The organism is Bacillus sp. FSL K6-0073 (assembly GCF_038006085.1).
Classification (GTDB): Bacteria; Bacillota; Bacilli; order Bacillales; family Bacillaceae_G; genus Bacillus_A; species Bacillus_A cereus.
The window spans coordinates 3,560,065-3,583,906 of the sequence record NZ_JBBOUN010000001.1; the positions used below are offsets into that span (position 1 = coordinate 3,560,065).

Consider the following 23,842-nt stretch of genomic DNA (forward strand, 5'->3'; position numbering starts at 1 on the left):
TTACGTTAGTCAATTGCAATACCACGAACCGCTCGCATTCTCTCCGCCATCTCACGCTTCTGTTTCTCGCTATATGTTCGCAAGCGTTTCATACTTACGTTTTTCTCTTGCAACGTACATTTCACCGCTACTGAGTTGCCGTCACCATCACTTTCGATAACTGTAACGTTTTCCTCTCCGACCAAGGCTACTAGTTTACGAATGTGTTTAGGAACGCAAGAGTATGCGCTCCATTCCTTCGTTTCGTTATCGAAAGTTAATACCGTTTCTTGTTCTTTCGTTGAGTATACGCTCATTGTTTTGCCTCGCTTTCTATTAAAAGGATTATTTTGTTAAGAAATCTTTTTACAACCTTTTGGTTTTCCGCTTTCATCTAATCGGATTGTCATTCCGCCATAACCTTGATATCCAGCACCCTCAGACTTATGCAAGTATTCGCAACCTGTTTCCTTATCAACAAAAACTTTTATATATTCCGTACTATTTGATTTATCCGCATTTGTTGGCGGATCTTCTTTCTCACAACCGACCGCTAACATAAGTGATAGTAGCATTAATAGTTTCTTCATTTCCCTCTACCTCCTACATATTTTCAATGTAAATATTTAAAACATCTTCAATTTCTCTAACAACCGATTGAAAACTTTCTACATCTTCTACATCCACACTATTTAACCATGATTCAATCGTTTCTTTTAATTGCTTTTCTTTACTCATTTTTCTCTTCCTCCCCTGAATAAAACTCAATATTCCGTAAATACTATAGATACATGGTTATCTTTCCTCTGTTTTTCTTGGGTGAGCAGTTAGCTTTTGCTAGCTGCTCTTTTAAATTTACGTCTATTACTTCTTCTGTCTTCTCTTTTTGCAATCCACATTGGATCTATCCAGCCAAACCACGCTGAAGACCATTCTTGCTTCTCTATAGTGAAGTTACGATGTAATTTTCTCTTTCGGCTACGCTCTTTGAGTTTTTTTAGCCGTTCATATTCTCCACTAGCAGTTAATGTAGCTCTCCATCTATACATCCGCATATATATCCCTCATTTTCTACAAAATGAAATTTTTATACTAATCTCTTTGCTATCTCATGGATGACTGTCTCAGTCACTGAGTTTCCGGATTGTTTATAAAGCTGAGAATCTGAGTTTACTTCCTGTGCCTTATCAAAAGCCCAATCCGGAAAGCCCTGGAGTCTCCAACATTCTCTTGGCGTTAATTTTCTGATTCGATAATCAGTTAGCAACGTTGCCTGATTACATGCCGTATCTAATGTTTGTGCGATTTGCTTTCCGACTCTTCCCCTTCTCGTTTTTGAGTTCGGGACCGAAAAATTAATGCTGTCTCCTACTTCCGCTACTGCATATCCTTGCTTTGTAGCTTCCTTCACCAATACTTTCGGTTCTTTCGATTTCTTAATGCTGTTCACGTTCAAGAATATACGCTCCTGATCCCAATGCTGATCCGTATCTTGCTGTGAGTGTATTGGCGTAAATTTGTTGTCCGGGTACATTATCAATCTCTTTGTTGTTTCCTCCGATAGGAAATACTTCTCGTCCACATTTGTTTCGAGAATGTCCAATAATAAAGACTCTTTCTCTGTTTTGTGGGACTCCGAAGTCTTTAGAATTGAGCAATTGCCATTCTGCATCGTACCCTGCTTCGTCCAGGCTAATGAGAATTCTGGCAAAGTCCCATCCTCCATTAACTGAAAACAAGTTTTTAACGTTTTCAATGAAAAGGTATTTAGGTTTATCTTTTTCTTTTTGGCTTTTGAGGAGTTCAATCGTTTTATAAAATAATCCTGATCTTGCTCCGGACAATCCTTTTTGTGGTCCTGCGATTGATATATCGGTGCAAGGAAATCCAAAACACCAAACGTCAGCTGCTGGGATTTCTCCTGGGTTAACATCGTTAATGTCATTTACTGTCCACTCTCCTTCAATGTTATGGATTGCTTCATACGATTTTCTAGCAAATTTGTCCCATTCTACATATCCAAGACATTTATGACCCGCTCGTTCCATTCCTAATCTAAATCCGCCAATCCCGGCGAATAAGTCTATAAAAGTAAGACTCATATCACCACCTCGCTTTCTATTAAAATGAAGTTTTTGTTAAATATATAATTTTTTTAATCTTCAACACACAGGATTTATGAATTAAATCTAGTAATATATAATTTATCTCCATGTAAAGCTTTACCCTTAATTTTTTTAAAAGGCCTACCCTCACAACAGGCCTTTTAAAAAGGGGGGATTCTACTAAAATAGCGTTTTTGTATTAATCCTTAGTAGTTCTAAATAAGCAGAATAAGATAATTAATGACCACCAACTATTTGTTAAGTAAAAAATAAATCCAGCTAACGTTAAAACACCTAAATTAACAAATGTTACTGCTGTATATTTGTTCATTCTTCATTCTTCCTTTCTCTCAAATAACGATTTTATTAGATTATTTATCTTTGTTTCCATACGCCAACTTGTCATAGCAAGTGTCACAGTAATTATCGCCAGATTCTGTTGCTACTCCACGTTCAATCGTTTTATCGCAAACCTCACATAATACATCCCAATTTTCACGTTCTCTCATGACTCCCGTCTCCTTTTCAAATAAAGATTTTGTTTAGTATTCTGTTGAAGCTATAACACAAGGACTTGTAATATTCTCGTGTTCAATTACCCATTTGAACGGTTTTAAGACCAACAATGTATCACCGTACTTAGTCATCTGCTGACATTTAGTAAGTTCTTCTTCTGGCAAGTCATCTGCATCTACATGCATCATGGTATTTAAACTTACCTCCCCTTCGAAATACTCATTAACTTCGTCATCATCAAAACCACATTCTTTCTTGTAATACTCTTTAGCTTGCTCTTCCGTTTCAGCGCAAACCCAATCGCAATCATTCATTTTAAAAACTTTCATCATATCTATTTCCCTCCAAAATAAGAATTTTGTTTAGTTTTTAACTTCTAAAAAATGATTTTCAAAGAATGTATGGTCTGCTCCTTCATAACAGTGTTTGATAATATGAAGATCATTTAAATCATTATTAGCTCGTAATACTTTAACTGGTGTCCACGGATCTTCTAAGGTCGTTGTGTGATGCCTTGCTTTATACAATTTTCCTTTTGTAAAAACTCTCTTACCGGAATACTTACCGTATTTTCCGTTCGTATTCATAACCACATCTTTGATACAAAATACTTTCATCTTTTGTTCTTCCTTTCTATTCAATTAACTGACCATATTCATCAATTTTTATTTCTCCAGATTCTATCTTTTTATAGAATTCATAAAATTCATCAGCAACCCCCAACAAGAAAGATTGATCGTCAAGGGTTGTGTAAAGCTGACTAATAATAAACAGACGATAAATCCTGTGCCACTCTTTTATAGCTATATGTTCGTCCATCTACACCACTCCATAAAATAACTATTTTGTAAGGTTTTCTTGTTGCTCTAAATGATTACCGTCCCAAACCTCTAATTCATCCCAACTTGCTAAAATTCCATTACTGTGAAATCCCTGTATACATTTACGTGCAACTTCTCTATCCTCTGTAACAGCGATATTACTTTTGCCACGATGACCTTCATGGAACATTACATAAACCTTTTCCACATCTTTCTTCAGCATCATACTTGCCTCTTCTGCTATTCGTTTGCATAAGTATGATATCTGCAATGGATCAGATACAGTCAAAGCAAGCAATTCTTCATAATCATTGTGATTTTCCATTAATGGAAGCAAATACTCTCTACACGATGCCAATTGCTCTAAAAGTTCATCCTTTTCTTCTTTTAACTTTTTGACTTTTCTTTTGAGTTGCTCGTGTTCATACCGAGAACAGCGCATAACACCTTCTAATTTATCTTTCATTTATATCACTCACTTTCCGACCAAATAACGCTTTGGTTCAAATTATTTCTATAGAATCTATATCTACGTAATCAGAAATCCCTTCATAATAAGGCGTCTCTGCTGTAACACTTCCATCTTTATGAAGAATACCTGGATACACATTCCCTCTTGAAAAAACCAATCTTAAATGCCCCCAGTCCTCCCAATAGATATCCTTCTTAGCTTTAAAAGTGATTTTTTTGTCCATATCCATTCTCCTTTTTCTACAAAATTCAAATTTTGTCTTACTTATCCGTTTCTTCTAATATCGCTTCATAAATTCCGAAAGTCACTCCGAGAATAAAAGCAGTAGCCAACGTTTCTATCTCACTTAATCCGCAAAAATACGTAAGCCAAAACCATGTCGGTAGAGATATAAATACTGCGATAATATACTTCTTCATCTACGCATCCCCCTTTTCGAATCGCCCTCGAACGGCAACACCACGCACAAATCTCGTACTCTATCGTAAAGCCTACGATCAAACACGCTTTCCAACTCATCGATAGGAATGTTCGAAGTGTATACCGTCGGTAATCCGTTTGTTACCCGATGGTTGATCACCGCATGTAAATCCCCTCGAAATGCCTCGGTTGCACTACGCACTCCAATATCGTCTAGCACTGCGAAAGGTGCCATCTTCGCATGACTGCCTCGACGGTAGTATTCTTTTGCTGATTTCTCGGCGGTTTCACGCGGTATGTTTGATCGATTAAATTCGTTAAATAACGTTTGCCATTCGTTCACATCTAAGAAATAACCTGGTACCTGCAACGATTGCCTATTTCGTTGCAAACTACCGATGTAATGTCGTATGACCCACTCGTTTAAAATTACGGCTGCTGTTGTCGTTTTCCCTGTGCCAGTTTCTTCGGAAAACAAATACATCGATTTAATTTTATCCTTCGGGTTCGTCGCCTGATCCGCCTCAAATTGCCGTGAGAAAGTCGACACATATGCTTCAATAGATTTATAGACTTTCGGTTGTGTATCTTTTACAGGCGAATTCTGTAACGTTAAATGTCGATATTCTTTCGGTAAGTTGGTCGCTGCCATACGTCCTCCATTACCGTTGTGCCCATGTAGTGCGATGTACGAGGTGCATTGTCGGTTACATGCTTCGCTTTTGTATAATGAACAATGATCGGATAGAATGCATTGCATTAAATCGTCACCTCTTTACGGTCGATACGTTCTTTTTCAAACTTCAACTTATAGTACTCAATCACCGCGTCTGCATCCTCACCGGCTAATATTGCGCCACATCTTCGTATATCTAACCCAATTACATGCGGACAGTTTTTATAACAGTGTTCTTCAATCGCTCCGATATACGGTAAATCCTTATTTGGGCAATCGTAACAATACGTATCTAGCAATCTCGAAGTTTCTTGACGTGCTTTTTGATGTTGCTCTTTCGTATAGATTGACGGACCATTCGATGCTTGCTCTTTAAAATGCGCTTCTGACCGGACTTGTCCACTTCGTGCTTGCCCACATTTTGGACACCCGTGCCCTCTTCGTAAATGTGAAAATAGTATCGTAAATACTTCGTTTGGATGGTGCGGACATTTATATTGCATTTTCGTTCTATCGTTTACGTAATTCTTTTCTAGTAACTTGTAACCGCGTTTTTCAAACGTTTCTTTTACGAGTTCAAAAGAATGTCTACGTTTTAAAATCCCACAATATCGACAACCACTGCCGTTACGTAACTCTGCATAACTAATCGATAACTCTTTATCCGGATGATGCGGGCATTTATACCGCATCTTTGCTGTACCTATTACGTATTCAGTTTCCAACAACTCATAACCACGTTCTTCAAACTTCACTTTCACTTGTTCAAACGTTAATTTAGGTCTTGCCATTTGTATCCCTCCATTCCTACTAATACATATCTCGCATTTTTCACGTTTCACTTGCACATTCTCGAAAAAAATAATTTATCAGGTTATAAATAATCGATAATTTCTTGAGTACTCACTTTAATATGTGTCTGATTTCGCGAAAAACGAGCCTCTTTTTTACGAATTTCTTCAAGAACTCTCGGCAACAACCTAGATCGCATATACGAATACATAAACGCAAAGTTCAATCCGGGATACTCCCGTGTCGACTTATAGTCGGCGAAACATGCGTCGATGAATAGTTTTGTTGCTTCCGGTTTATATTCGGCGATGAACGTCTTCAACATACGACCTTCCATCGCATAGCTGCGAGTGACATACGGAATTTTATAACGTTCCTCATGCTCGTACTTTAGGTACTCACGGAATGTTGTTACGTTCCACTTTTCGATTGGTAGGTTGCGGAAATCTTTCGTTGATATGCGAGTCATTCAGCGTCACCTACTCCGTTTAATAGTTCGGGATTTTCGTAGATGTTTCCACAAACAACACCAAACTTTATCGCTACTTCTAAACCTTTCCTTTCAGCACCTTCAACAATATGTTTACTTTTTAGAACTCTATACCCCCATGAATCGGTTAACCAAATCACTTGTTTATATGTCGTTTCAAATCTACCAGTTCTAGTTGTACCGTAATTCGTTAATAGTTCAGATGTGCACTCAAGAATATCCCCTTCATAAATCTCCTTACCGTTCTTGTCTTTTAAACCTGTATATTGCATAACTTCAAACGAGTCTTTATTTTTGTAATCTAAGGAATCATTTTGAAATAAATCACCATTTTGCGAAATGTAAAACCCTTCATAAAACATCTTCTTAGTGTGTTTAGACCACACTCTAAACTTAATTTCTCTCATTACGTCCCATCCTCGTCAAATAATTGCGCATGTAATTCTTCGTTAGATGCCTGCCATAAGTCGCGCCCGTCTTCCGTTTTGAATACGTTGCGACGGATTAGCGCCTCGATGTAGATTTCTTTCAGTAATAAATCGTGTAACTGCATTGCCCCTCCATTTGTACTGCTCAGTTAACCTATTCGTAGATTTCTAGAATTTTGTCTACGTATTTGACCGTAAAATTTACGTCAATAACCTTTCGTGACCTTGCGTTCTTGTTGACGTTCAATTACTCCGGTTACACTCCCGATACTACACTCGACTTTTTGCTTAACGCCTTTTAGCGTATGCATAACCGACTGCAATATCGCTTGATCGTCCTTTGCCTTACGTCGTTCTTTACGAATACGTTTCAGTTCTTTCAGCAAGTGATTGCCACGCGCTGTAGTAAACGATTCTATTTCGATAATATGCAAGATATCTTGCTGCGCTAAATCCGTTTGTGACTTACGTGTATTCGTTTGTTGCATGTCGGACTCTAACGATTCTAGTTCCGATAGAATACGTTGCAGCCGCTTTGTTACGTCTCTCACCGTAAACACCTCCTCTTAACTTTCCTTCAATTCATTTACTAAGTTTTCTAGGCTATATTTAACGTCTTCTAATGTGCGATAACCTCCGATTATTTTTCCGTTTGTATTTATGTGAAACAAGATGTTTTCTAATCGTTTAATAAGAATCTTTTTATTCATATAAATCGTTCCTTTCGATAATTATTTAAAACCTGACAACTTCGCTTACGCTCGTTGTATCTCATTATCTATTAGCGACATTCTTTTATATAAGTAATTACCGCAGAATATATTAATGATGGAAGGGTATTTCGTTAGAAATAGACTTCAAGGTTTTGGTTTTTAATCTTTAGTATAGTTCTTATAAGTCTAGTTAATATAAGTATAGTTCGTCTGCACTTGGCGACAGGGACTCCATGACAAAATCAGCAAGGACTCTCTTCCTTTTTTGTCAACCCCTCATTAAAATAATCAGGAAGCTCCAATAATACATAAAGATTAGTGGACTGCCCATAATCATCGAATCTGGCTTTAACGTCAATAAGTCCTAACTCTTTTAACGTTCGCAATGATCTACGCACTGTGCGTTCTGAACATCTAGCCCTTTGCGATATAGCTGAAACGCTTGGATAGGATTCTCTCGTATCATTATTCGCATAAGAGCAAAGTACAGCGTATATTAACTTATCTACTGGCTTTGTAATAAATCGCGTATCATCGATTACTGCTTTTGTTACCATTACGAATTTATTTTGACGTAAATCAAGAACTCCAACTTTCAACTTTTCTCCTCCATTCATTGAATCTTGAACTCCTTATATTTACTATGACGCGGCACTTTGTAACCTCGCGCACTTTTTCGAAAAAAATATAATTAATTTACGATTTTCTACTTTTTATACCCCTATACAAATTGTGTCCCGCGGTTTAAAATACAGGTTATGGAAACTATTTTTAATAGTTAAGTCTCAATGGAGGTTTTAATTATGAAAGGTAGTGTGTTAAAAGATAAACAAAGAGGGCATTGGTACTTTTCCTTCGATTTAGGAAAAGATCCTTTTACAGGAAAAAGAAGACAGGTAAAACGGCGTGGGTTTAAGTCGGAGAAAGAGGCTAAAGAAGCACTAATTAAGTTTCACGCCGATGTTCTAAACGATGAATCCCTTGATTTGTCTCAAATGACTTATTCTAAGTATCTTGACGAATGGTTCGAAGAGAGGCGTATTTCTCTTCAGAAGTCTACATATGAAACACATTCAATCTTCTGCAAAAATATAATAAAACCGAAACTCGGCCATTTTAAATTAAAGAAAATTGAACCTGTTCATATCCAAAAATTCATAAATAACCTAGCAAATGAAACGGATTACTCAGCACATACTATCCACCTAATTTTCCGAATAGTCAACGCATCTCTTAAGAAAGCTAAAGTAATGAAGCTTATTAAAGACAATCCAGCAACAGGTACCACCTTACCGAAAAAACAACGTAAAGAGATGAGTGTTTGGACATTAGATCAAGTTAATTACTTCATAAGAGAATCGAAAAAGGTACATCGATTAACCCGTATCTACGTTGCTTGTGTAATTTCATTATTAACGGGTATGCGTCAAGGCGAAATTATGGGGTTGCGTTGGAGGGACGTTGACTTTGATAATAATGTAATTTATATCCGACAAACACTTACTCAAACAGCGGAAATCAAAGCTGGTGCAAAAAACGCATCTAGTGTACGATCTATCCACATTCCGGACAAACTAGTCAGTGAATTAAAAGTGCATCGCAAAACGGTACTAGAAGAACGTTTATATCACGGTGAAAAATACGAAGATAACGACCTTATAGTATGTACTCGTACAGGAAAACCGATGATTCCCCGTAATTTACGCAAGGAATTCTATAACTTAACGGAGAAACTCAGATTGCCTAAGATACGATTCCATGACCTACGTCATACGCATGCGACTATGTTGATTCAGCAAAATGTTAACGTTAAATTAATTGCAGATCGGTTAGGTCATTCGGATATCGAAACGACATTAAATACGTATAGCCACGTCTTGCCTGACATGCAAAAGTCCGTATCAGAACAACTCGATAAAATTACGAATATATGAACGAAATGTGTCCCATTTTGTGTCCCATTTTATTATTTCGCTACCAACCCGCCATTAATACGTGAATTCACGTACATGCCTGAAGAAGGGATGGTTGAAGTAGGCGAACTAAAAATTCATCAAGCATCACACGCCCGTTATTTTGAAGACTTCTTAAAATTCGTCGAGTATGAACGCTCTATGCCTGAAATTATGAAAACACAAGTAATGGACATGGTATATGACCAAATTGAAGATGTATTTGAAGAAGGTACGGAAGAACGCGAACAATTCGACCAAGCAATGGAAGTATGGGCTGCCAGTCCGAAACGCGAAATTATGGAACAATTTTCAACCGAAGAAGTAATGGAAGCTACCGCTCAAATCGTTGAGCATGCTCCTGAAGTGGAATTAAAACTAAAAGCCGATCATATCTCTGTGAAGGCGTTGCTTGCGGATTTCGGGGATCAAATACATATTGCGAAGGTAAATGATCGATATGTACTTATGATTGAAGCAGACACACTTACATTTGAAAAAGGCTTCTCTCCTATTGAGTTTCTGAAGCCGGATGAGCTGCAAGATGTGATTGAGCGGATTGAGAATAAGCAGCAGTATTCGTTTGATCCGAGCGGTATTGAATAAAGTGAAACTTTAATCAGTGGGGTTTTGTTCATCCCCCACTAATTATTAACCCTCACCAATCGGGCTTTTACGGGATAAATACTTCCATATAACTGTTGTTACTGGGCGCTTTTAATAAGCGCTCTTTTATTTATATTAAAAACCGACTCTACTAAGAATCGATTTTTCTGCTTTATAATAAAACATGTTTATTTTCAAATTTTTTTGATGCAAGATGACATTTGTTGCAGAATCAAATACATCCCTTCCTTGTTATACAAGCTTATTTCCATTAGAAATATCTACTTCAATATTTCTAGTTGACCAAGTCCTTCTATAAGTTGTTAAGATGCAAAATTCACTTTACTACTTCAAATTTATTGTACTCGTAAAAAGATAATTGAAAACGATATTCCGGATGTTCTCTCACCCAATCGTAGGCTTCTTCTAAAATTTCCATTTTGTTTTGCAAGTCATTAAGTTCACTACATTCGTCCCTTTTCTGTTTGCACAGAGGGCAGAATCCATTCACTATTTCCGCACTCGTCGCCCTAATAGTTTTACTTTCTAAATCAACTACTAGACGAAGAATAACAGAATGCTCTTCTTTTGTAGTCACCTTCATTTCAGCAATCCGATCCTCATTCCAAAAGACACCGTTTAATTCCATCTTTACTGTGACATCTTTAATATCCAAGTCTACCACTATCACACCTCCCTTGTACAAAACTCAATCTTACTCTTCTATTTTAAACTTTAATACACCACAACTTAAAGAGATATTAAGTTTTTTCCAATCCTTCTTTACTATGAAAGAAAGTGTAGTTAATGCTAATTGTGTGGTAAATATTATCCAAAAAACTAAAACAGTTAAAATGTTAAAGATTGTTTCCATTAAACTACACTCTTTTCTTTATATATATTTTTATTTTATTAATACGGTTTAAAACTCTTATTACGTCTTAACACTCCCAAAGCAATTATAATGCACCATCACAACAACAAGTTGATGCCTATTTAATATCAATACGCTGTTATTACATGTATGTAGTTAGAGATGGAGGAGAAATTCATTTAACCTCTGTATTCTCCTCCATCTCAGCCAAATACCTAATCTGCCGTTCCGCTTTTCTCACTGCTGTACGAAAATGTTTTTTCAGGAGTTCTACTGTATTTTCACTTATATAATATCTTTCCGTTATACTTTCCCACGTGTCACTACTTTCAAATGTACTCCATTCAAATGGGCGTTCTGTATTTTTCTTTAGTTCTTTAAACACCCATTTTCGCATCTTTTTTTTCGCTTTTTCTGTTAGTTTTCCGTTTTTTACAAGTTCAAGTTCACCATGTCTTTTGTATCGCTTATTAATATCTCTCTCGCTATACACTTTAAGAAGTATATTTGCTGTATTTTCAGCATCTGCTAAAGCACGGTGCTGTTTTCCTTCCCACGTTAAAGCGAGCTGTTCTACCGCAAATTGTAAACTTGGCGTATGTTCAAACAATTCCTCATATGCTTGGAAAACAAATTTTTGCAAATCAATTCTATTTTCTTTTTCTATACTTGGGCATTCAACACCATATAATGTACAATCATGAGATAGAAAGCGATAATCTTCTTTTCCCCATGAAACAAATATAGAACCTTCGCCGATGAACTGAATAAATTTCTCTATAATTCGAGGGAATTTTTCTACACCCATTAAATCTTTTTTCGTAATACCGGTTAATTTTGTTGTATGACGAGTTAATCGTGCACTTGGTTTTACTAACTCCGAAAATTCTTCAATTATCTTCATCGTACCTATTTCTATTTTTACAGCTCCGATATCAACTATTTCTGACGGATCTTCTGATTTATACGGTCTGAAATTCCTCTCAATATCAAACACAATAAAATGTGTAGCGTTTTTCAATTTATTTACCTCTTTCTAAATTCCTTTTCACACAAACACTTTATTTTCAGTATTTATTTATTCATGTACTTTATACAAAAATACTCCGAATAAATAAATGAAAATTCAGTCTCGTTATGATATGTAAGTAGGAGGACATCTATAAAAATGCAAAAAAAAGAAGGGCGAGCCCTTCTTTTTTCAAAAATTACTTCTTGTTTACGTTAGTAGCTTGAGGTCCACGGTTACCTTGTTCTACTTCGAAAGTAACTTCTTGACCTTCTTCTAAAGTTTTGAAGCCTTCGCCTTGGATAGCTGAGAAATGAACGAATACGTCTTCTCCGCCTTCAACTTCGATGAAACCGAAACCTTTTTCTGAGTTAAACCATTTTACTTTACCGTTTTGCATGAAAAAAATCCTCCTACAATGTACCTATATGTACATATTCATTTTCAACCACCTTACAATAATAAGCCAGATATTAAAAAACTGCAACCCCTGAGGAGATTTAACATTGCTATCCTCCTCGGAAGTTACAGCTCATTTAAATCTCTATATTATTAAAAGTAAAATGGTTTAAATATACTATATCATATCAATATAATAAAAGTAAAGTTTTTTTCTTAAATTATTTTTTGTTCCCACTGCATTGCTTTTAATTCACCTGATCCGGCTACTACATAACCATCTTTTTGATTAACAATGCGCCATCCGTGCCCTTTAACTGAATCACATACTGTAACAATACCTTCTTCAAGAAGCACACGGCACACACTACTAATACCCGCCTTATTTTGCGTTGAAGTTGTATATAAAACATGTTGATCTACACTTAAGTCTAAATAACTACTTGCTTTCTGCTCACTTTGACATGTGTGCCAATATATTTTTTCACTTGCAATACTTTCATCTATTTTACAATAAGAAATATTCCCGCTAACTCCCTTGCACGATCCACTTGCCGCTACTAAATAAGAATTGTGTAAAGTCAACGCGGAGATCATTTGATTCATCGCAATTTTAATGCTCTTTAATTTACGTGTCTTCAAATCAAAGAGCCAAACACCACCATATTTAGCATGTATTTTCGTACCAATAAATAAGTAATGTTTATATAAAAATAACGATCGAATAGACGGTGCCGCACTGCCATACTCAAGAAACGGATGAATAGTTTCCCATGTCGAACCGAAATTATTAGAAAGATACAGCATTTTTTCTCCATGAGCAACAACAGTTCCTTGTACATTGCTACATACATTCCAACTCGTTGCTTTTGTTGGAAAACGCTGAATTGTCCAGTTCTCTCCACCATTCATACTACGAATAAAAATCCCTTCGTCACCTACACCATAAACTACATTATCTTCGCTATGTAAATCCCTAATTCGTTTTTGAAAACCATTTAAAATTCGTTTCCATTCTCCGTCTTGTTCAACAAATAAGCCATTATATGTAGTAGCTAACAACAGTTTTCCATCTCTTAACTTTGTAATAGCAGTTGCACTTAACATTGTCTCCACGTTGACACTCCCATTCTTAGAACTTCTCAGCAAATGCAATTGCAAAATTACTGCATTTTTCAACATCCTCTTCATCTTCTGGAGCTAATTCAATTTTCAGCCCTTCTTGTACAAGCTCTGCACCGCGTTCCACAAGACGTTCTTCAAATATCGTTACCGCTTCACAAAACAGTTCATACGCCGTATCACCCGATCCGAATACCGCTACCTTTTTCCCAGCTAAATCTATATTTTCTAAGTCATCATGAAAATCTTCCGCTTCAAATGGTAATTCACCATCGCCCCACGTATAAGATCCTAAAATGATTCCATCATAAGCTAATAATTCTTCAGCATCCATGCCTTCCATTTCTTGCAATACTACTTCATGATCAAAAGCATCTAAACTAACTTTAATTAAATCAGCAATACTCTCTGTATTTCCTGACATACTTGCATAAGCTATTAAAATTTTTGCCACTTTGGCATCCCCCTCTAACAATAAATGATTCTCATTCTCATTATATTAATAATGATAATCAATTTCAATTGATTTTTTCTACTTTTATTTACATTTCACATTACTTATTTCAAATAAAGTGAAACTTTAATCAGCGGGGTATTCATCCCCCACCTAACTTCTTTGTTTCCGCTGAATTTTGAGGCGGGGGTCTTACTGCCCGGCAAATAGCGGGATAAAGTGAAAGTTTAATGAGTCCTCACCAATCAAGCTTTTTCAGACAGCCCACAAAGAGCGGAATAAATAAAAAAGCACAGATGACTATACAATCATCTGTGCTTTTTTATTACTTTTTAAAAATACCAAACGGCTTTCCAACTGGTAAAACAACTTTTCCGAAGTGTGTGTTTAACACTGCTGCTGCTGAACCGTAGAAAGATAATAATGAAATAAGAAGTTCAGAATATGCTGCTAAATTATGCATTGCGTGCGGCATAACACCTAAAGTACTTAATGAAAGACCAATAAATAAGAAATCAATAAGGACGAAGATCATAAATAATACTTTATGTGTTTCCATTGCACCAATCGTCATAAAGATTGTGAAAATCAAATATCCGATAAAGGCTACACCAAGCTGTTTTGAATCTGCAGCTTGTGCTAATTTTTCGCCAAATACTCCAAGTTGAATTAACCAAGTCATTCCAACACCTAACCAAAATAGGCCGTACGCACCAAATGCTGTCGTACCGAATGTATTGTTATGCTTTGCATCGTGAATGCAAGCAAAGATTTGTGCGAATCCTCCTAAAAAGATTGCCCATGGTAATACAAGTGAAACGCCATCTGTTAAGCCTAACTTTTGAGATGATGCTACAAGTGTTACCATCGCTAATCCAAATAGACCAATTCCAGATGGATCCGCTGTTGTCATTTTCACATGATGTGTAGTAGTTTGATTGCTCATATAAACCTCCTGATTATAAACATACTCGAATACAATACTTAAATCAGAAGCCTATGTCAATGGTTTTTTTTGTATGTTGTCAGACGTTATATTTTATAATGACTAAATATATTTTCGACCACTTCATAAGGTTTTATATTCACTTTTTCCAACTCGTTTATCGGTAGCCATAACGGAATATAACTTCCTCTATCTTCCCACTGAAATTCCTCAGCTGTTCCGCTTCCGAACACTCCGCCTGTAATATAGGCAGCATAATAATATTCATTTCCTTTATATTTTACCTTTGCAATAAGGTGCTCCACTTTTATATGTACCCCTAATTCTTCGTATACCTCTCTTTTCATTGCTTCTTCAGGCGTTTCACCTTCCTCAATCCCTCCGCCTGGAAAAACATAATATGTTTCCTCTTCTCGAATACGTTTTATAAGAGCGATTTTTCCTTCCTGTACAATGATAGCCGCCCCGCGATTTCTTATCATTTTATTACCTCAATACAAATCGCAACTGTTCCCCACTCTTTTTCTTGTTCTTTCGTATATATTTTGTATGTACTTTCTAACATTTCCTCTAAATTATCATTTTCACAATCCAATAATTTTTTATCGATTTGTTCATACATAGCTTTAAAGCTCTCGTATCGCTTTATTTCCGTTACTTTTACCGTCATCATTTCTTTTGTCGTAAGATTCGTAAATACGATTTCATCACCTTTGTTTATTAGTTGACGTTTTTTATCGTATAGGCGTACTTCATATACTTTTTTTCCTGATTGAATTGACTGAAACGGTTTATTATATAAACCCATTTCGTATCGCATACATCCCACTCCCTTTTGTTCATTTCACCTATTAATACAGTTCACATTACTACATCTTGCATATAATATTCCATACGTATCACTTAATTGAGAAAGGAGGCTGAAGAAGCATGTTATATTTAAATCAAAAACCTGAATATAATAAATATGATATTGGTGATTATACTTATAGTAAAGTAGGGCCAACCATTTTTTCTTGGAACGATGAAACAAAATTAAAAATAGGTAAGTTTTGTTCATTAGCAGAAGAAGTCGTTTTCATACTTGGCGGTGAACATCGCGCAGACTGGATAACAACTTATCCATTTAATGCACTTTTTGATGAAGGAGCACATATTACTGGTCACCCTTCTTCAAAAGGTGATATCGTAGTCGGCAATGATGTATGGATTGGTTATCAATCCTGCATTTTATCTGGTGTTACAATTGGTAACGGTGCCATTATTGGTGCAAAAAGTATTGTTACAAAAGACGTCCCTCCATATGCAATTGTGGCTGGTAATCCTGCAAAATTTGTTCGATATCGTTTCCCACAAGAAACGATTGACAAACTAGAGAATCTCGCATGGTGGGACTGGGACATTTCTGTTATAAAAGGAGCCATTCCATTACTACTCTCCGACAAAATCGACGAATTTTTCACCTCACCCGAAAAAGAATCTACATGATCAATACAGAAAGAGCATCCTTTTTTCCGGATGCTCTTTCTGTATTGATTTTTTATTTATTTGCAAATGATTACACGGAGAACATTGAAAAGGAATTTTCCCTAAGCAATTAAGATTCGTTTCACAAATTTGTTCTATCGTTGGAACAAATGGAATGACAACTATGTTACTTTCTACCATTTGTGTAACAGGTGGCAATACTGTGCCTACTTGATGTTCGAAACGAATACTCGCTTGATTTATATAATTTCCTGAACCATTTGGCGCGCTCTGCACTACTACTTGGAACGAAACTGTCCGTGCTTCACCTGGATTTAAATTTCCTATAATAAAACCTGATACTGGGTTTACATTTGGCACTAGCGTATTATCAATCGTTACAGTTCCAAGGACAAATTGAACACTACTATCTAACATATCTTGAAAACGAATATTTTGTATTGCTGTATCCCCCGTATTTGTAATAACTGTCGTAAACGTAATAACATCGCCAATTGTTGCTGCCTGTAAATTTGCCGTTTTTACGACTGTCGTTGAGACATTTTGAGGAATAAACGGGATAACAACTGTATTGCTATCACCTTCAACTACTACTGGCGGCTCATTCGGATTTACAGTTGCGAGCCCATTTGCTATAGCAGTATTTGTAACTAAATTATTTATTTGTCCTCCTGTTATTACAACTTGGAAATTAATAATTGCTGCGTCATTTGGCTGAAAATCACCTAACGGAATACCAGTATTCGGGTTAGCGAATGGAAAAGGTACATCATTTACCGTTACCGTGCCATTTATAAATAGCGTATTCGGATCAATGATATCTGTTAACACAATGTTGGTCACAGGGACTGTACTATCATTTATAACAGCGATTCCGTAAGTGACAACATCCCCTATCATTGCTACTTCAAAGTTTGCTCCTTTTGCAACAAATAAGATTGCAGTATTTACCGTCACTATAACTGTATTGCTCGTATCCATCACTGTAACTGGCGGCTCCCCTGGTACTAAAATATATTCTGCTAACGCCCCAGCAACGTTCACTACTGTACCACCATCTGGAAAGCTCGTAATCGTAGCTTCATATGTTACAATCGCCGTCTCACCGACTGGAATGTCTACAATCGTAAATCCAACCTGCGGATTTACTCCCGGACGAGCTACTCCATTTACAGTTACACTATTTGGTACAAAAACAGCTTCCGGAGATAGGACATCAATAAATTGAATATTCATCGCATCAGCAGTACCAGTATTTAATATTCGAACCGTATACTTTACTGTTTCTCCTACTCCAACAATTGAATGATCTACTTCTTTTTGCATATCTAAACTGCCTCTATTTACTGGTGTGACTGTCGTATTACTTGAATTCGTAATTGTAAACGGAGGTTCTCCTGGAATTAATTCAAAATCACCCGTTACTCTTGCTGTATTCATAATGCTACTAGAAGGCGGAACTGCGATTACATTTACTTCAAATGTAATTAATACGCTATCCCCTACTGCAAGATTAGGCAATACAAAGCCTACAAATGGATCTAAACCTACTTGCGGAATCCCATTTATTTGTACACTTCCAGGAACGAATTCTAAACTAGGTGATGGAACATCGATAAACTGAACATTCGTTGCTGTTACCGTTCCCGTATTTGTAACTTGCACACTATACGTTAACGTATCTCCTAATCGTGTCGCTTCTTTATTTACAGATTTTATAACGCTGAATCGTCCTCTATTCACTCTAGTTATCGTCGTATTACTCAGCTCTGTTACTACAACCGGTGGCTCTCCTGGCACTAAAGTAAAGCTTCCTGTTATATTTGCAACGTTCGTAATTGTTCCTGATGACGGGATGTTTGTAACTGTCGCTTGAAACGTCACTATAACTGTTTCACCTACCGGTATATCTCCAACTCCAAATCCAGTAATCGGATTTAAGTTTGGTTGCGGGGCTCCATTTATCGTTACACTATTTGATACAAATGACGCACCTGTTGAAATCGTATCAATAAACTGAACATTGTTAGCTGTTACTGTTCCTGTATTCGTTATTTGGACCGTATACGTTAATATATCTCCAACGAGAGTAGCAACCCTATTTACTTGTTTAATAACATTAAATTGCCCTCTATTTACAGTTGTAAGTGTTGTATTGCTCGATTGGTTTACTATAACTGGTGGTTCTCCTGGTACTAATACAAAACTTCCCGTTACATTTGCCGTATTGGCAATTGTTCCGTTTGTCGGCACACTAACAACAGTTACTTGGAATGTGACTTCTACACTTTCACCTGGATTTATATCTGGAAGCGGGAATCCATTATTCGGATTGAATCCAGGTTGTAACACACCGTCTATCATTACACTGTTCGGCACGAATGCTATAGAGGAAGGTAATACATCACTATATTGAACATTTGTCGCTATCACTGTTCCTGTATTTTGAACTACTGTTGTATATGTGATTGTATCGCCTACTGCAACAACCGGCTGACTTACTGATTTTAAAACATTCAAACCAGATTCATTGATTTCTGTTAATGTCGTATTACTTGTCGTTGTTTCCGTAATAGGCGGTTCTGTTTCACTTACAGCAAATGTAGCTGTAACGTCTACAAAATTAACAATCGTTCCACCTTCTGGTATGCTTGTAACCACTTCCTGATATGTGACAAGTACAAAATCATCGACAGGTATATCTGGAACTGTAAAACCAATGAAAGGATCTAATCCTGGTGCTGGTACCCCGTTTATGCTCACACTTCCTGGTACAAATGCTACACCCGCGGAAGTAGTATCGATAAATTGAACATTCGTCGCTGGCACTGTTCCGAAATTAAAAATCAATACATCATACGTTAATATTTCTCCTACCGTCGCTACTTCTTTATCTACTAGTTTCAATGGAAAAATAAACGCTATATTAATTGTCGTAACGACTAAATTTGTTAATATCGTTTCCGTAATCGGTGGTTCCTGCGGATTTGGTTGTGAAGTAAATGTAACATCTGCATCATTTAATATGACTTCATTATCTGGAATTTCTGTAATCGTCACTTGGAATGTGACCTCAATACTTCCACCAGCGATTAATAATGGAGTAACTGTAAATCCTATTTCTGGATTTAATCCTGGTTGCTGCACTCCACCTATCGTTACACTATTGTCAACAAACGTCGTCCCTTCTGGAATGACATCTTGGAAGAGTACATCTGTAACAGGGATAATTCCTACATTCGTTATTAGCACTGTATACGTTAATACATCCCCGACAGCCCCAGTTGCAACATCAACTGTTTTTGTTGCTGTTACTTCACCAGGAGGAGGTAACGGTATTGTAACTACCGTTGTATTACTTGAATTCGTTGTTGTTACAGGTGGTTGTAAAGGATTCAATAAGAAAGTGGCTGTAGCAGATGCTGTATTTAATACTGCTCCACGTGTAGACGGTGCAACTACCGTAACTTGGAACGTTACTGTCAATGATGTTCCAGCTGCAATATTAGGAAGCGGGAAACCAATATTTGGATCAAATCCAGGTTGAGGCGTTCCATTTATCGTTACACTATTTGCTACAAATGTTGTTTCTAAAGCAATTGGATCAAGGAAAGAGACATTCGTTGCTGTTACTGTACCGTTATTTCGAATGACAACAGAATACGTGTAAGTTTCTCCAAGTGCTGCTTGTTGTACAGATGAAGATTTTTGTATATTTAACTGTGCTGTGTTTACTTGCGTCACTACAAAATTACTATTTGTAACAGTCGTTATTGGAGGGTTTGCTGGATTTATAAGAAAACTTGCAGTAACGTTCGATTGGTTTCTTATATTTCCACCGCTCGGAATACTCGTCACTGTAACTTGAAACGTAATCGTAGATGTTTGCCCGACCGGAATATTTGGTACTGGGAAACCTACCATAGGATCCGCACCTTGCTGAACGACTCCATTTATCGTCACACTATTTGCTACAAAGGCAGTACCAGACGGAATTGGATCTTGAAAAACAATATTCGTTGCAGGAACAGTTCCTGTATTTTGAATAAGAATCGTATACGTTAACGTATCTCCTACACCGGCTTGTGGTGTATTTACACTCTTCATTACATTAAGTGATCCTACATTCACTCGCGTCACGACAATATTACTAATCGTTACAATTGTAATTGGTGGCTGGAGAGGACTTACTTGGAAATCAGCAGTGACATTCGCATTATTCGGAAGAACTCTATTTGGTGGTATACTCGTGATTGTCACTTGAAAAGTGACCGTCACCATACCTCCTACTGGAATATTAGCAAGTGGAAATCCAGTTGTCGGGTTTAAACCTGGTTGAGGTGTCCCGTTTATTGTTACACTATTCGCTACAAAAGTGGTTCCAACTGGAATCGGATCAAGGAATGATACATTTGTCGCTGCCACCGTTCCACTATTTTGTATACGGACTGTATACGTTAACGTATCTCCTACACCGGCTTCAGTAGCACTTACACTTTTCATTACATTTAACCCTGAAGAATTCACGACCGTCATAACAGTATTACTTGGTACTGTTACAGTAATCGGTGGCTCTGTTGGATTTACAAGGAAATCTCCAGTTACATTCGCATTATTTACGACATTATTTCCTTGGGGAATTTCATCAATTAATACTTCAAACGTAACAATAACACTGGCGCCAGTAGGCAAATCATTTAATGGGAATCCAAGTCCTGGATCTGCCCCCTCTTGTAAAACACCATTAACCAATACACTATTTTCAATAAATAATGTCCCTTGTGGAATTGAATCTTGAAAAAATACATTTGTAGCTGGTACACTACCTGCATTTATAACTTCGATTGTATATACTAAAACATCTCCTACCGTCGCAACATCTGTATTCACTGATTTCACAACTTCAAAGTTTCCTGATTGTACTGTCGTATTCACAACATTACTCGGAACATTAATTGTCACTGGTGGTTCACTCGGATTCACTTGAAAGCTTGCTGTTACATTCGCTTGATTTAAAATATCTTCATTTTCTGGATCCTGTACAATTAACACGTCAAATGTGACTACAACTGTTTGAGCCGCAGGAATATTCGGAAGAGAAAATCCTGTATTCGGATTTAGTCCACTTTGCTGTACTCCATTAATTGTTACAGAATTTGCAACAAATGAAACAGCAGAAGAAATAGGGTCTTGGAAAAATACATTTGTTAACGGAACGTTCCCTGTATTTTGGACGGCAATTGTGTATGTTAAAGTATCCCCTACTGCTGCTTGCATTGTATTCACTTCTTTTATTACATTCAAACCACCTGTATTAACTTGTGTCACAACTGTATTCGTTAGTCTATTAATTGTTATCGGTGGCTGATTTGGAATAACGACAAAATTAGCAGACACATTTCCGCGATTCGGAATCGTACCTCCTGACGGCGTAGATGTTACTCGTACTTGAAATGTAACAGTCCTACTTCCGCCAGGAGATATATTAGCTACCGTAAACCCACTCGCTGGATTTGCCCCAGGTTGTGAAACCCCGTCCACAGTCACACTATTTGCGATAAAAGTCGTTCCAATTGGGATTGGGTCTTGAAAAATAACGTTCGTTGCAAGTACATTTCCTGTATTTTGAATTGTTACCGTGTACGTAAGAACGTCGTTAACCGTTGCAAAAGCTTTATCCACTGTTTTTCTCATTGTTATATCAGCTATATTAATTGTCGTAACTACAGTATTACTTGTCGCTTGCCCTGAAACTGGTTGTTGACCAGGCACTGGAGTAAAGGTAAATGTTGCACTTGCACGGTTTGGAATTGGATTGACAAGAGGGTTCGATGTTACTCGAACTTGAAAGCGCACTACAGTCGTTTGCAAAGCATTAATACTTCCTAGATTAATACTACTTGCTGGATTCGCTCCTGGACGCGCTACTCCATTTACTGTAACGCTATTTGCGACAAATGTTGTTCCAGCAGGGATACTATCAACAAAAATAACATTGTTCGCAGTGACGTTTCCATTATTTGTGACATTAACTGTGTACGTTAATACATCATTAAGCGTTGCCGTCTGTAAATCTACAGATTTCTGCATACTTATGGTTGCTTGATTCACTGTCGTTTGTACTGTGTTTGAAGAAGACGTACTTGTAATAGGAGGACTACCAACGAAAGGACGGAATTGATATGACACCATTGCACGATTTAAAATAGGATTGGGATTCGGGAATGATGTTATTCGAACTTGAAATGTAACAATTCTTTGCGTGTTATTTGGGATTGTACCTAAATTAATTCCATTAGCTGGGTTTGCATTCGGCTGTGTTACTCCCTCTACCGTAACACTACCTGCAACAAACGTCGTTCCGTTCGGAATACTATCACGTAATACAACGTTTTCTGCACTTCCTGTTCCTGTATTTGGGACCGTAATCGTATAAGTGAGAGTATCCCCTACCCCTGCGACTGTTCTATTAACTGATTTAACAGGATTAATAATTGGACCTGTTGCATCAATTTGAACACCAAAACCAGCTGCAGCGTATCCATCTCCATTTGTAACGAAGCGAACAGTTGCTGACGTTTGATTATTTACTAATGATGCAGAGGCATTTACATTCGTAATATCCCACCCTTGTCTTCGGATCGCTAAAGCTATCCCTAACGGCTGATTCAAATTTCCAAATGTCCCGGTTGTATCTAACTCTCCAATGTCATTACAAATTTGAGACTGGAAGAAATTATTCGCAGGGTTTCTCGGTCCGAATAATGCAACTGTAGCATTTGCATTCGGTCCAAAGCGAAGTTGATCTCCAACAATGTTAGAATCGCCTTCTTGAGCAGTTACGAGTACTCTTCCTGTAACAGCTCCTGTTGCCGGCGTAGCAAATCCTGAAATAGTAGCATCAACTGGTGGTGATGAAGCATCAATAATTTCTTGGCCTGCATATACTGACAAATTTCGAAGTGGTAAACTTGCATTTTGATACACAACCTCAAGCGTCCATCCAGCTGAACGACTGATTGTCGGGTCGGCTGAAGTTCTGGCAGCAGGCACAGCACCCGTTGTATATGTGCCTGCCCCACCTGCACTAACAAGATTCGTTACATTGGCAGAGCGAGCATAATAAAACTGATTTCCTACTGAACCTTGCTGCGCGGTAGCAGGATCTGACGTAACAGAAAACGTCCCTGCTGGCGTTGTAAATGTAATGTTATCATTTAAAAATGGTAAAACATCTTCCGTATCAGTCCGGAAAGTACCAGCCCAAACTAATTCTGCATATAACACACTGCTTCCCGCTGGAAGATTTAAAATTGCACTTGAAGAATTCAATTGCCATTCATCTGTTGTCCCTGCTGGGAATCCTGGTACTTGCAATGCTGTATTTACTGTCGTAAACACAGCAAGTGTACCAAAAATATTACCTGGTGCAGGTGATGTAGGGCTAAGTCCCAGCGTATTCCCAGTAAACGTGACGGCACCAGGTACCGTTGTCGTAAAACGATTTATAAAAGGCACACAATCATCTCATTTCATTTATAGTAAAAAGTGCTCTATACTATAAAATGTAGACAACCTAT

31 protein-coding genes and 2 pseudogenes are annotated in these 23,842 nt (G+C 37.3%); 3 read left to right on the forward strand and 30 right to left on the reverse strand.

Annotated elements, in window-relative coordinates; translation table 11 throughout:
* Nucleotides 1-5: 5 nt before the first annotated feature.
* The 21 genes and pseudogenes from MHB52_RS18310 to MHB52_RS18410 all read right to left on the reverse strand — a co-directional run bounded on the left by MHB52_RS18310 (nt 6) and on the right by MHB52_RS18410 (nt 8,029).
* Entirely contained in the window at nt 6-296 is a 291-nt protein-coding gene (locus MHB52_RS18310; RefSeq protein WP_061664068.1) for a hypothetical protein, read from the reverse strand.
* 36 nt (nt 297-332) lie between these two features.
* Nucleotides 333-569, reverse strand: coding sequence for a DUF6440 family protein (locus MHB52_RS18315; RefSeq protein ID WP_061664069.1), 237 nt, complete (start codon nt 567-569; stop codon nt 333-335).
* Nucleotides 570-582: 13 nt separating this feature from the next.
* Nucleotides 583-717 (reverse strand): hypothetical protein, encoded by a 135-nt coding sequence (locus tag MHB52_RS18320; protein ID WP_255289357.1) that lies wholly within the window; start codon nt 715-717, stop codon nt 583-585.
* Between the two features lie 89 nt (nt 718-806).
* Nucleotides 807-1,034 (reverse strand): hypothetical protein, encoded by a 228-nt coding sequence (locus tag MHB52_RS18325; protein ID WP_061664070.1) that lies wholly within the window; start codon nt 1,032-1,034, stop codon nt 807-809.
* A gap of 32 nt (nt 1,035-1,066) precedes the next feature.
* Nucleotides 1,067-2,081: pseudogene (locus MHB52_RS18330) on the reverse strand (DNA cytosine methyltransferase).
* A gap of 202 nt (nt 2,082-2,283) precedes the next feature.
* Entirely contained in the window at nt 2,284-2,415 is a 132-nt protein-coding gene (locus tag MHB52_RS18335; RefSeq protein WP_277996114.1) for a hypothetical protein, read from the reverse strand.
* A gap of 40 nt (nt 2,416-2,455) precedes the next feature.
* Nucleotides 2,456-2,593, reverse strand: coding sequence for a hypothetical protein (locus MHB52_RS18340; protein WP_080451652.1), 138 nt, complete (start codon nt 2,591-2,593; stop codon nt 2,456-2,458).
* 33 nt (nt 2,594-2,626) lie between these two features.
* Nucleotides 2,627-2,932 (reverse strand): hypothetical protein, encoded by a 306-nt coding sequence (locus MHB52_RS18345; RefSeq protein WP_061664071.1) that lies wholly within the window; start codon nt 2,930-2,932, stop codon nt 2,627-2,629.
* 30 nt (nt 2,933-2,962) lie between these two features.
* Nucleotides 2,963-3,217: a hypothetical protein gene (locus MHB52_RS18350; protein ID WP_061664072.1), complete on the reverse strand. Its 255-nt coding sequence runs from the start codon at nt 3,215-3,217 to the stop codon at nt 2,963-2,965.
* A 16-nt stretch (nt 3,218-3,233) separates the two neighbouring features.
* Nucleotides 3,234-3,419 (reverse strand): hypothetical protein, encoded by a 186-nt coding sequence (locus tag MHB52_RS18355; RefSeq protein WP_060852353.1) that lies wholly within the window; start codon nt 3,417-3,419, stop codon nt 3,234-3,236.
* Between the two features lie 21 nt (nt 3,420-3,440).
* Nucleotides 3,441-3,887 carry a hypothetical protein gene (locus MHB52_RS18360; RefSeq protein WP_061664073.1) on the reverse strand — a complete coding sequence of 149 codons (447 nt, stop codon included), beginning with the start codon at nt 3,885-3,887 and terminating at the stop codon, nt 3,441-3,443.
* Nucleotides 3,888-3,924: 37 nt separating this feature from the next.
* Nucleotides 3,925-4,116 (reverse strand): hypothetical protein, encoded by a 192-nt coding sequence (locus MHB52_RS18365; RefSeq protein WP_228497372.1) that lies wholly within the window; start codon nt 4,114-4,116, stop codon nt 3,925-3,927.
* Nucleotides 4,117-4,153: 37 nt separating this feature from the next.
* Nucleotides 4,154-4,312, reverse strand: a complete 159-nt coding sequence (locus tag MHB52_RS18370) for a hypothetical protein (RefSeq protein ID WP_172797033.1) — start codon at nt 4,310-4,312, stop codon at nt 4,154-4,156.
* On the reverse strand, nt 4,309-5,073 hold the full coding sequence (locus MHB52_RS18375; RefSeq protein ID WP_061664075.1) for a hypothetical protein: 765 nt from the start codon (nt 5,071-5,073) through the stop codon (nt 4,309-4,311). The genes MHB52_RS18370 and MHB52_RS18375 overlap by 4 nt, the downstream gene beginning before the upstream one ends.
* Nucleotides 5,073-5,780: a hypothetical protein gene (locus MHB52_RS18380; RefSeq protein WP_061664076.1), complete on the reverse strand. Its 708-nt coding sequence runs from the start codon at nt 5,778-5,780 to the stop codon at nt 5,073-5,075. Before MHB52_RS18380 ends, MHB52_RS18375 begins: the two co-directional genes overlap by 1 nt.
* An 83-nt stretch (nt 5,781-5,863) precedes the next feature.
* Nucleotides 5,864-6,250, reverse strand: coding sequence for a hypothetical protein (locus tag MHB52_RS18385; protein WP_061664077.1), 387 nt, complete (start codon nt 6,248-6,250; stop codon nt 5,864-5,866).
* Nucleotides 6,247-6,678, reverse strand: coding sequence for a YopX family protein (locus MHB52_RS18390; RefSeq protein ID WP_061664078.1), 432 nt, complete (start codon nt 6,676-6,678; stop codon nt 6,247-6,249). Before MHB52_RS18390 ends, MHB52_RS18385 begins: the two co-directional genes overlap by 4 nt.
* Nucleotides 6,678-6,824, reverse strand: a complete 147-nt coding sequence (fbpA, locus tag MHB52_RS18395) for a Fur-regulated basic protein FbpA (RefSeq protein ID WP_080451653.1) — start codon at nt 6,822-6,824, stop codon at nt 6,678-6,680. The genes MHB52_RS18390 and fbpA overlap by 1 nt, the downstream gene beginning before the upstream one ends.
* Nucleotides 6,825-6,905: 81 nt before the next feature.
* The gene (locus tag MHB52_RS18400; protein ID WP_061664079.1) at nt 6,906-7,250 is read right to left on the reverse strand and encodes a hypothetical protein; all 345 of its coding nucleotides are present in this window, start codon (nt 7,248-7,250) and stop codon (nt 6,906-6,908) included.
* A 15-nt stretch (nt 7,251-7,265) separates the two neighbouring features.
* Nucleotides 7,266-7,409 (reverse strand): hypothetical protein, encoded by a 144-nt coding sequence (locus MHB52_RS18405; RefSeq protein ID WP_172797034.1) that lies wholly within the window; start codon nt 7,407-7,409, stop codon nt 7,266-7,268.
* Between the two features lie 245 nt (nt 7,410-7,654).
* Complete coding sequence (locus MHB52_RS18410; protein ID WP_016123206.1) at nt 7,655-8,029, reverse strand: helix-turn-helix domain-containing protein; 375 nt, start codon at nt 8,027-8,029, stop codon at nt 7,655-7,657.
* 186 nt (nt 8,030-8,215) lie between these two features.
* Here MHB52_RS18410 and MHB52_RS18415 point away from each other — a divergent pair, with 186 nt between their 5' ends.
* Together MHB52_RS18415 and MHB52_RS18420 are read left to right on the forward strand one after the other, a co-directional pair.
* A complete protein-coding gene (locus MHB52_RS18415; RefSeq protein WP_061664080.1) occupies nt 8,216-9,346 on the forward strand; it encodes a site-specific integrase in 1,131 nt (376 codons plus the stop codon).
* A 63-nt stretch (nt 9,347-9,409) separates the two neighbouring features.
* Nucleotides 9,410-9,970 (forward strand): annotated as a pseudogene (locus tag MHB52_RS18420) (DUF3898 domain-containing protein); the annotation flags it as partial.
* Nucleotides 9,971-10,307: 337 nt separating this feature from the next.
* On the opposite strand, the gene MHB52_RS18425 reads toward MHB52_RS18420, so the two are convergent.
* The 8 genes from MHB52_RS18425 to MHB52_RS18460 all read right to left on the reverse strand — a co-directional run bounded on the left by MHB52_RS18425 (nt 10,308) and on the right by MHB52_RS18460 (nt 15,594).
* A complete protein-coding gene (locus MHB52_RS18425) occupies nt 10,308-10,655 on the reverse strand; it encodes a hypothetical protein (RefSeq protein WP_000227983.1) in 348 nt (115 codons plus the stop codon).
* 364 nt (nt 10,656-11,019) lie between these two features.
* Nucleotides 11,020-11,865 (reverse strand): exonuclease, encoded by an 846-nt coding sequence (locus MHB52_RS18430; protein ID WP_000786421.1) that lies wholly within the window; start codon nt 11,863-11,865, stop codon nt 11,020-11,022.
* 187 nt (nt 11,866-12,052) lie between these two features.
* Nucleotides 12,053-12,253 carry a cold shock-like protein CspB gene (gene cspB, locus MHB52_RS18435; RefSeq protein WP_001179150.1) on the reverse strand — a complete coding sequence of 67 codons (201 nt, stop codon included), beginning with the start codon at nt 12,251-12,253 and terminating at the stop codon, nt 12,053-12,055.
* A gap of 215 nt (nt 12,254-12,468) precedes the next feature.
* Nucleotides 12,469-13,368: a WD40/YVTN/BNR-like repeat-containing protein gene (locus MHB52_RS18440; RefSeq protein WP_061663838.1), complete on the reverse strand. Its 900-nt coding sequence runs from the start codon at nt 13,366-13,368 to the stop codon at nt 12,469-12,471.
* Between the two features lie 16 nt (nt 13,369-13,384).
* Complete coding sequence (locus MHB52_RS18445) at nt 13,385-13,828, reverse strand: flavodoxin (RefSeq protein ID WP_001062752.1); 444 nt, start codon at nt 13,826-13,828, stop codon at nt 13,385-13,387.
* Between the two features lie 325 nt (nt 13,829-14,153).
* The gene (locus MHB52_RS18450; protein WP_000070938.1) at nt 14,154-14,774 is read right to left on the reverse strand and encodes an acetate uptake transporter; all 621 of its coding nucleotides are present in this window, start codon (nt 14,772-14,774) and stop codon (nt 14,154-14,156) included.
* Nucleotides 14,775-14,860: 86 nt separating this feature from the next.
* Entirely contained in the window at nt 14,861-15,256 is a 396-nt protein-coding gene (locus MHB52_RS18455; RefSeq protein WP_000620826.1) for an NUDIX hydrolase, read from the reverse strand.
* Nucleotides 15,253-15,594: an ASCH domain-containing protein gene (locus MHB52_RS18460; protein WP_061663839.1), complete on the reverse strand. Its 342-nt coding sequence runs from the start codon at nt 15,592-15,594 to the stop codon at nt 15,253-15,255. The genes MHB52_RS18455 and MHB52_RS18460 overlap by 4 nt, the downstream gene beginning before the upstream one ends.
* Nucleotides 15,595-15,704: 110 nt before the next feature.
* On the opposite strand from MHB52_RS18460, the gene MHB52_RS18465 reads away from it, so the two are divergent.
* A complete protein-coding gene (locus tag MHB52_RS18465; RefSeq protein WP_000966300.1) occupies nt 15,705-16,262 on the forward strand; it encodes a CatB-related O-acetyltransferase in 558 nt (185 codons plus the stop codon).
* Here the strand turns inward: MHB52_RS18465 and MHB52_RS18470 are convergent, their stop codons facing one another.
* Nucleotides 16,263-23,780, reverse strand: coding sequence for a DUF7507 domain-containing protein (locus MHB52_RS18470; protein WP_061663840.1), 7,518 nt, complete (start codon nt 23,778-23,780; stop codon nt 16,263-16,265).
* Nucleotides 23,781-23,842 lie beyond the last annotated feature (62 nt).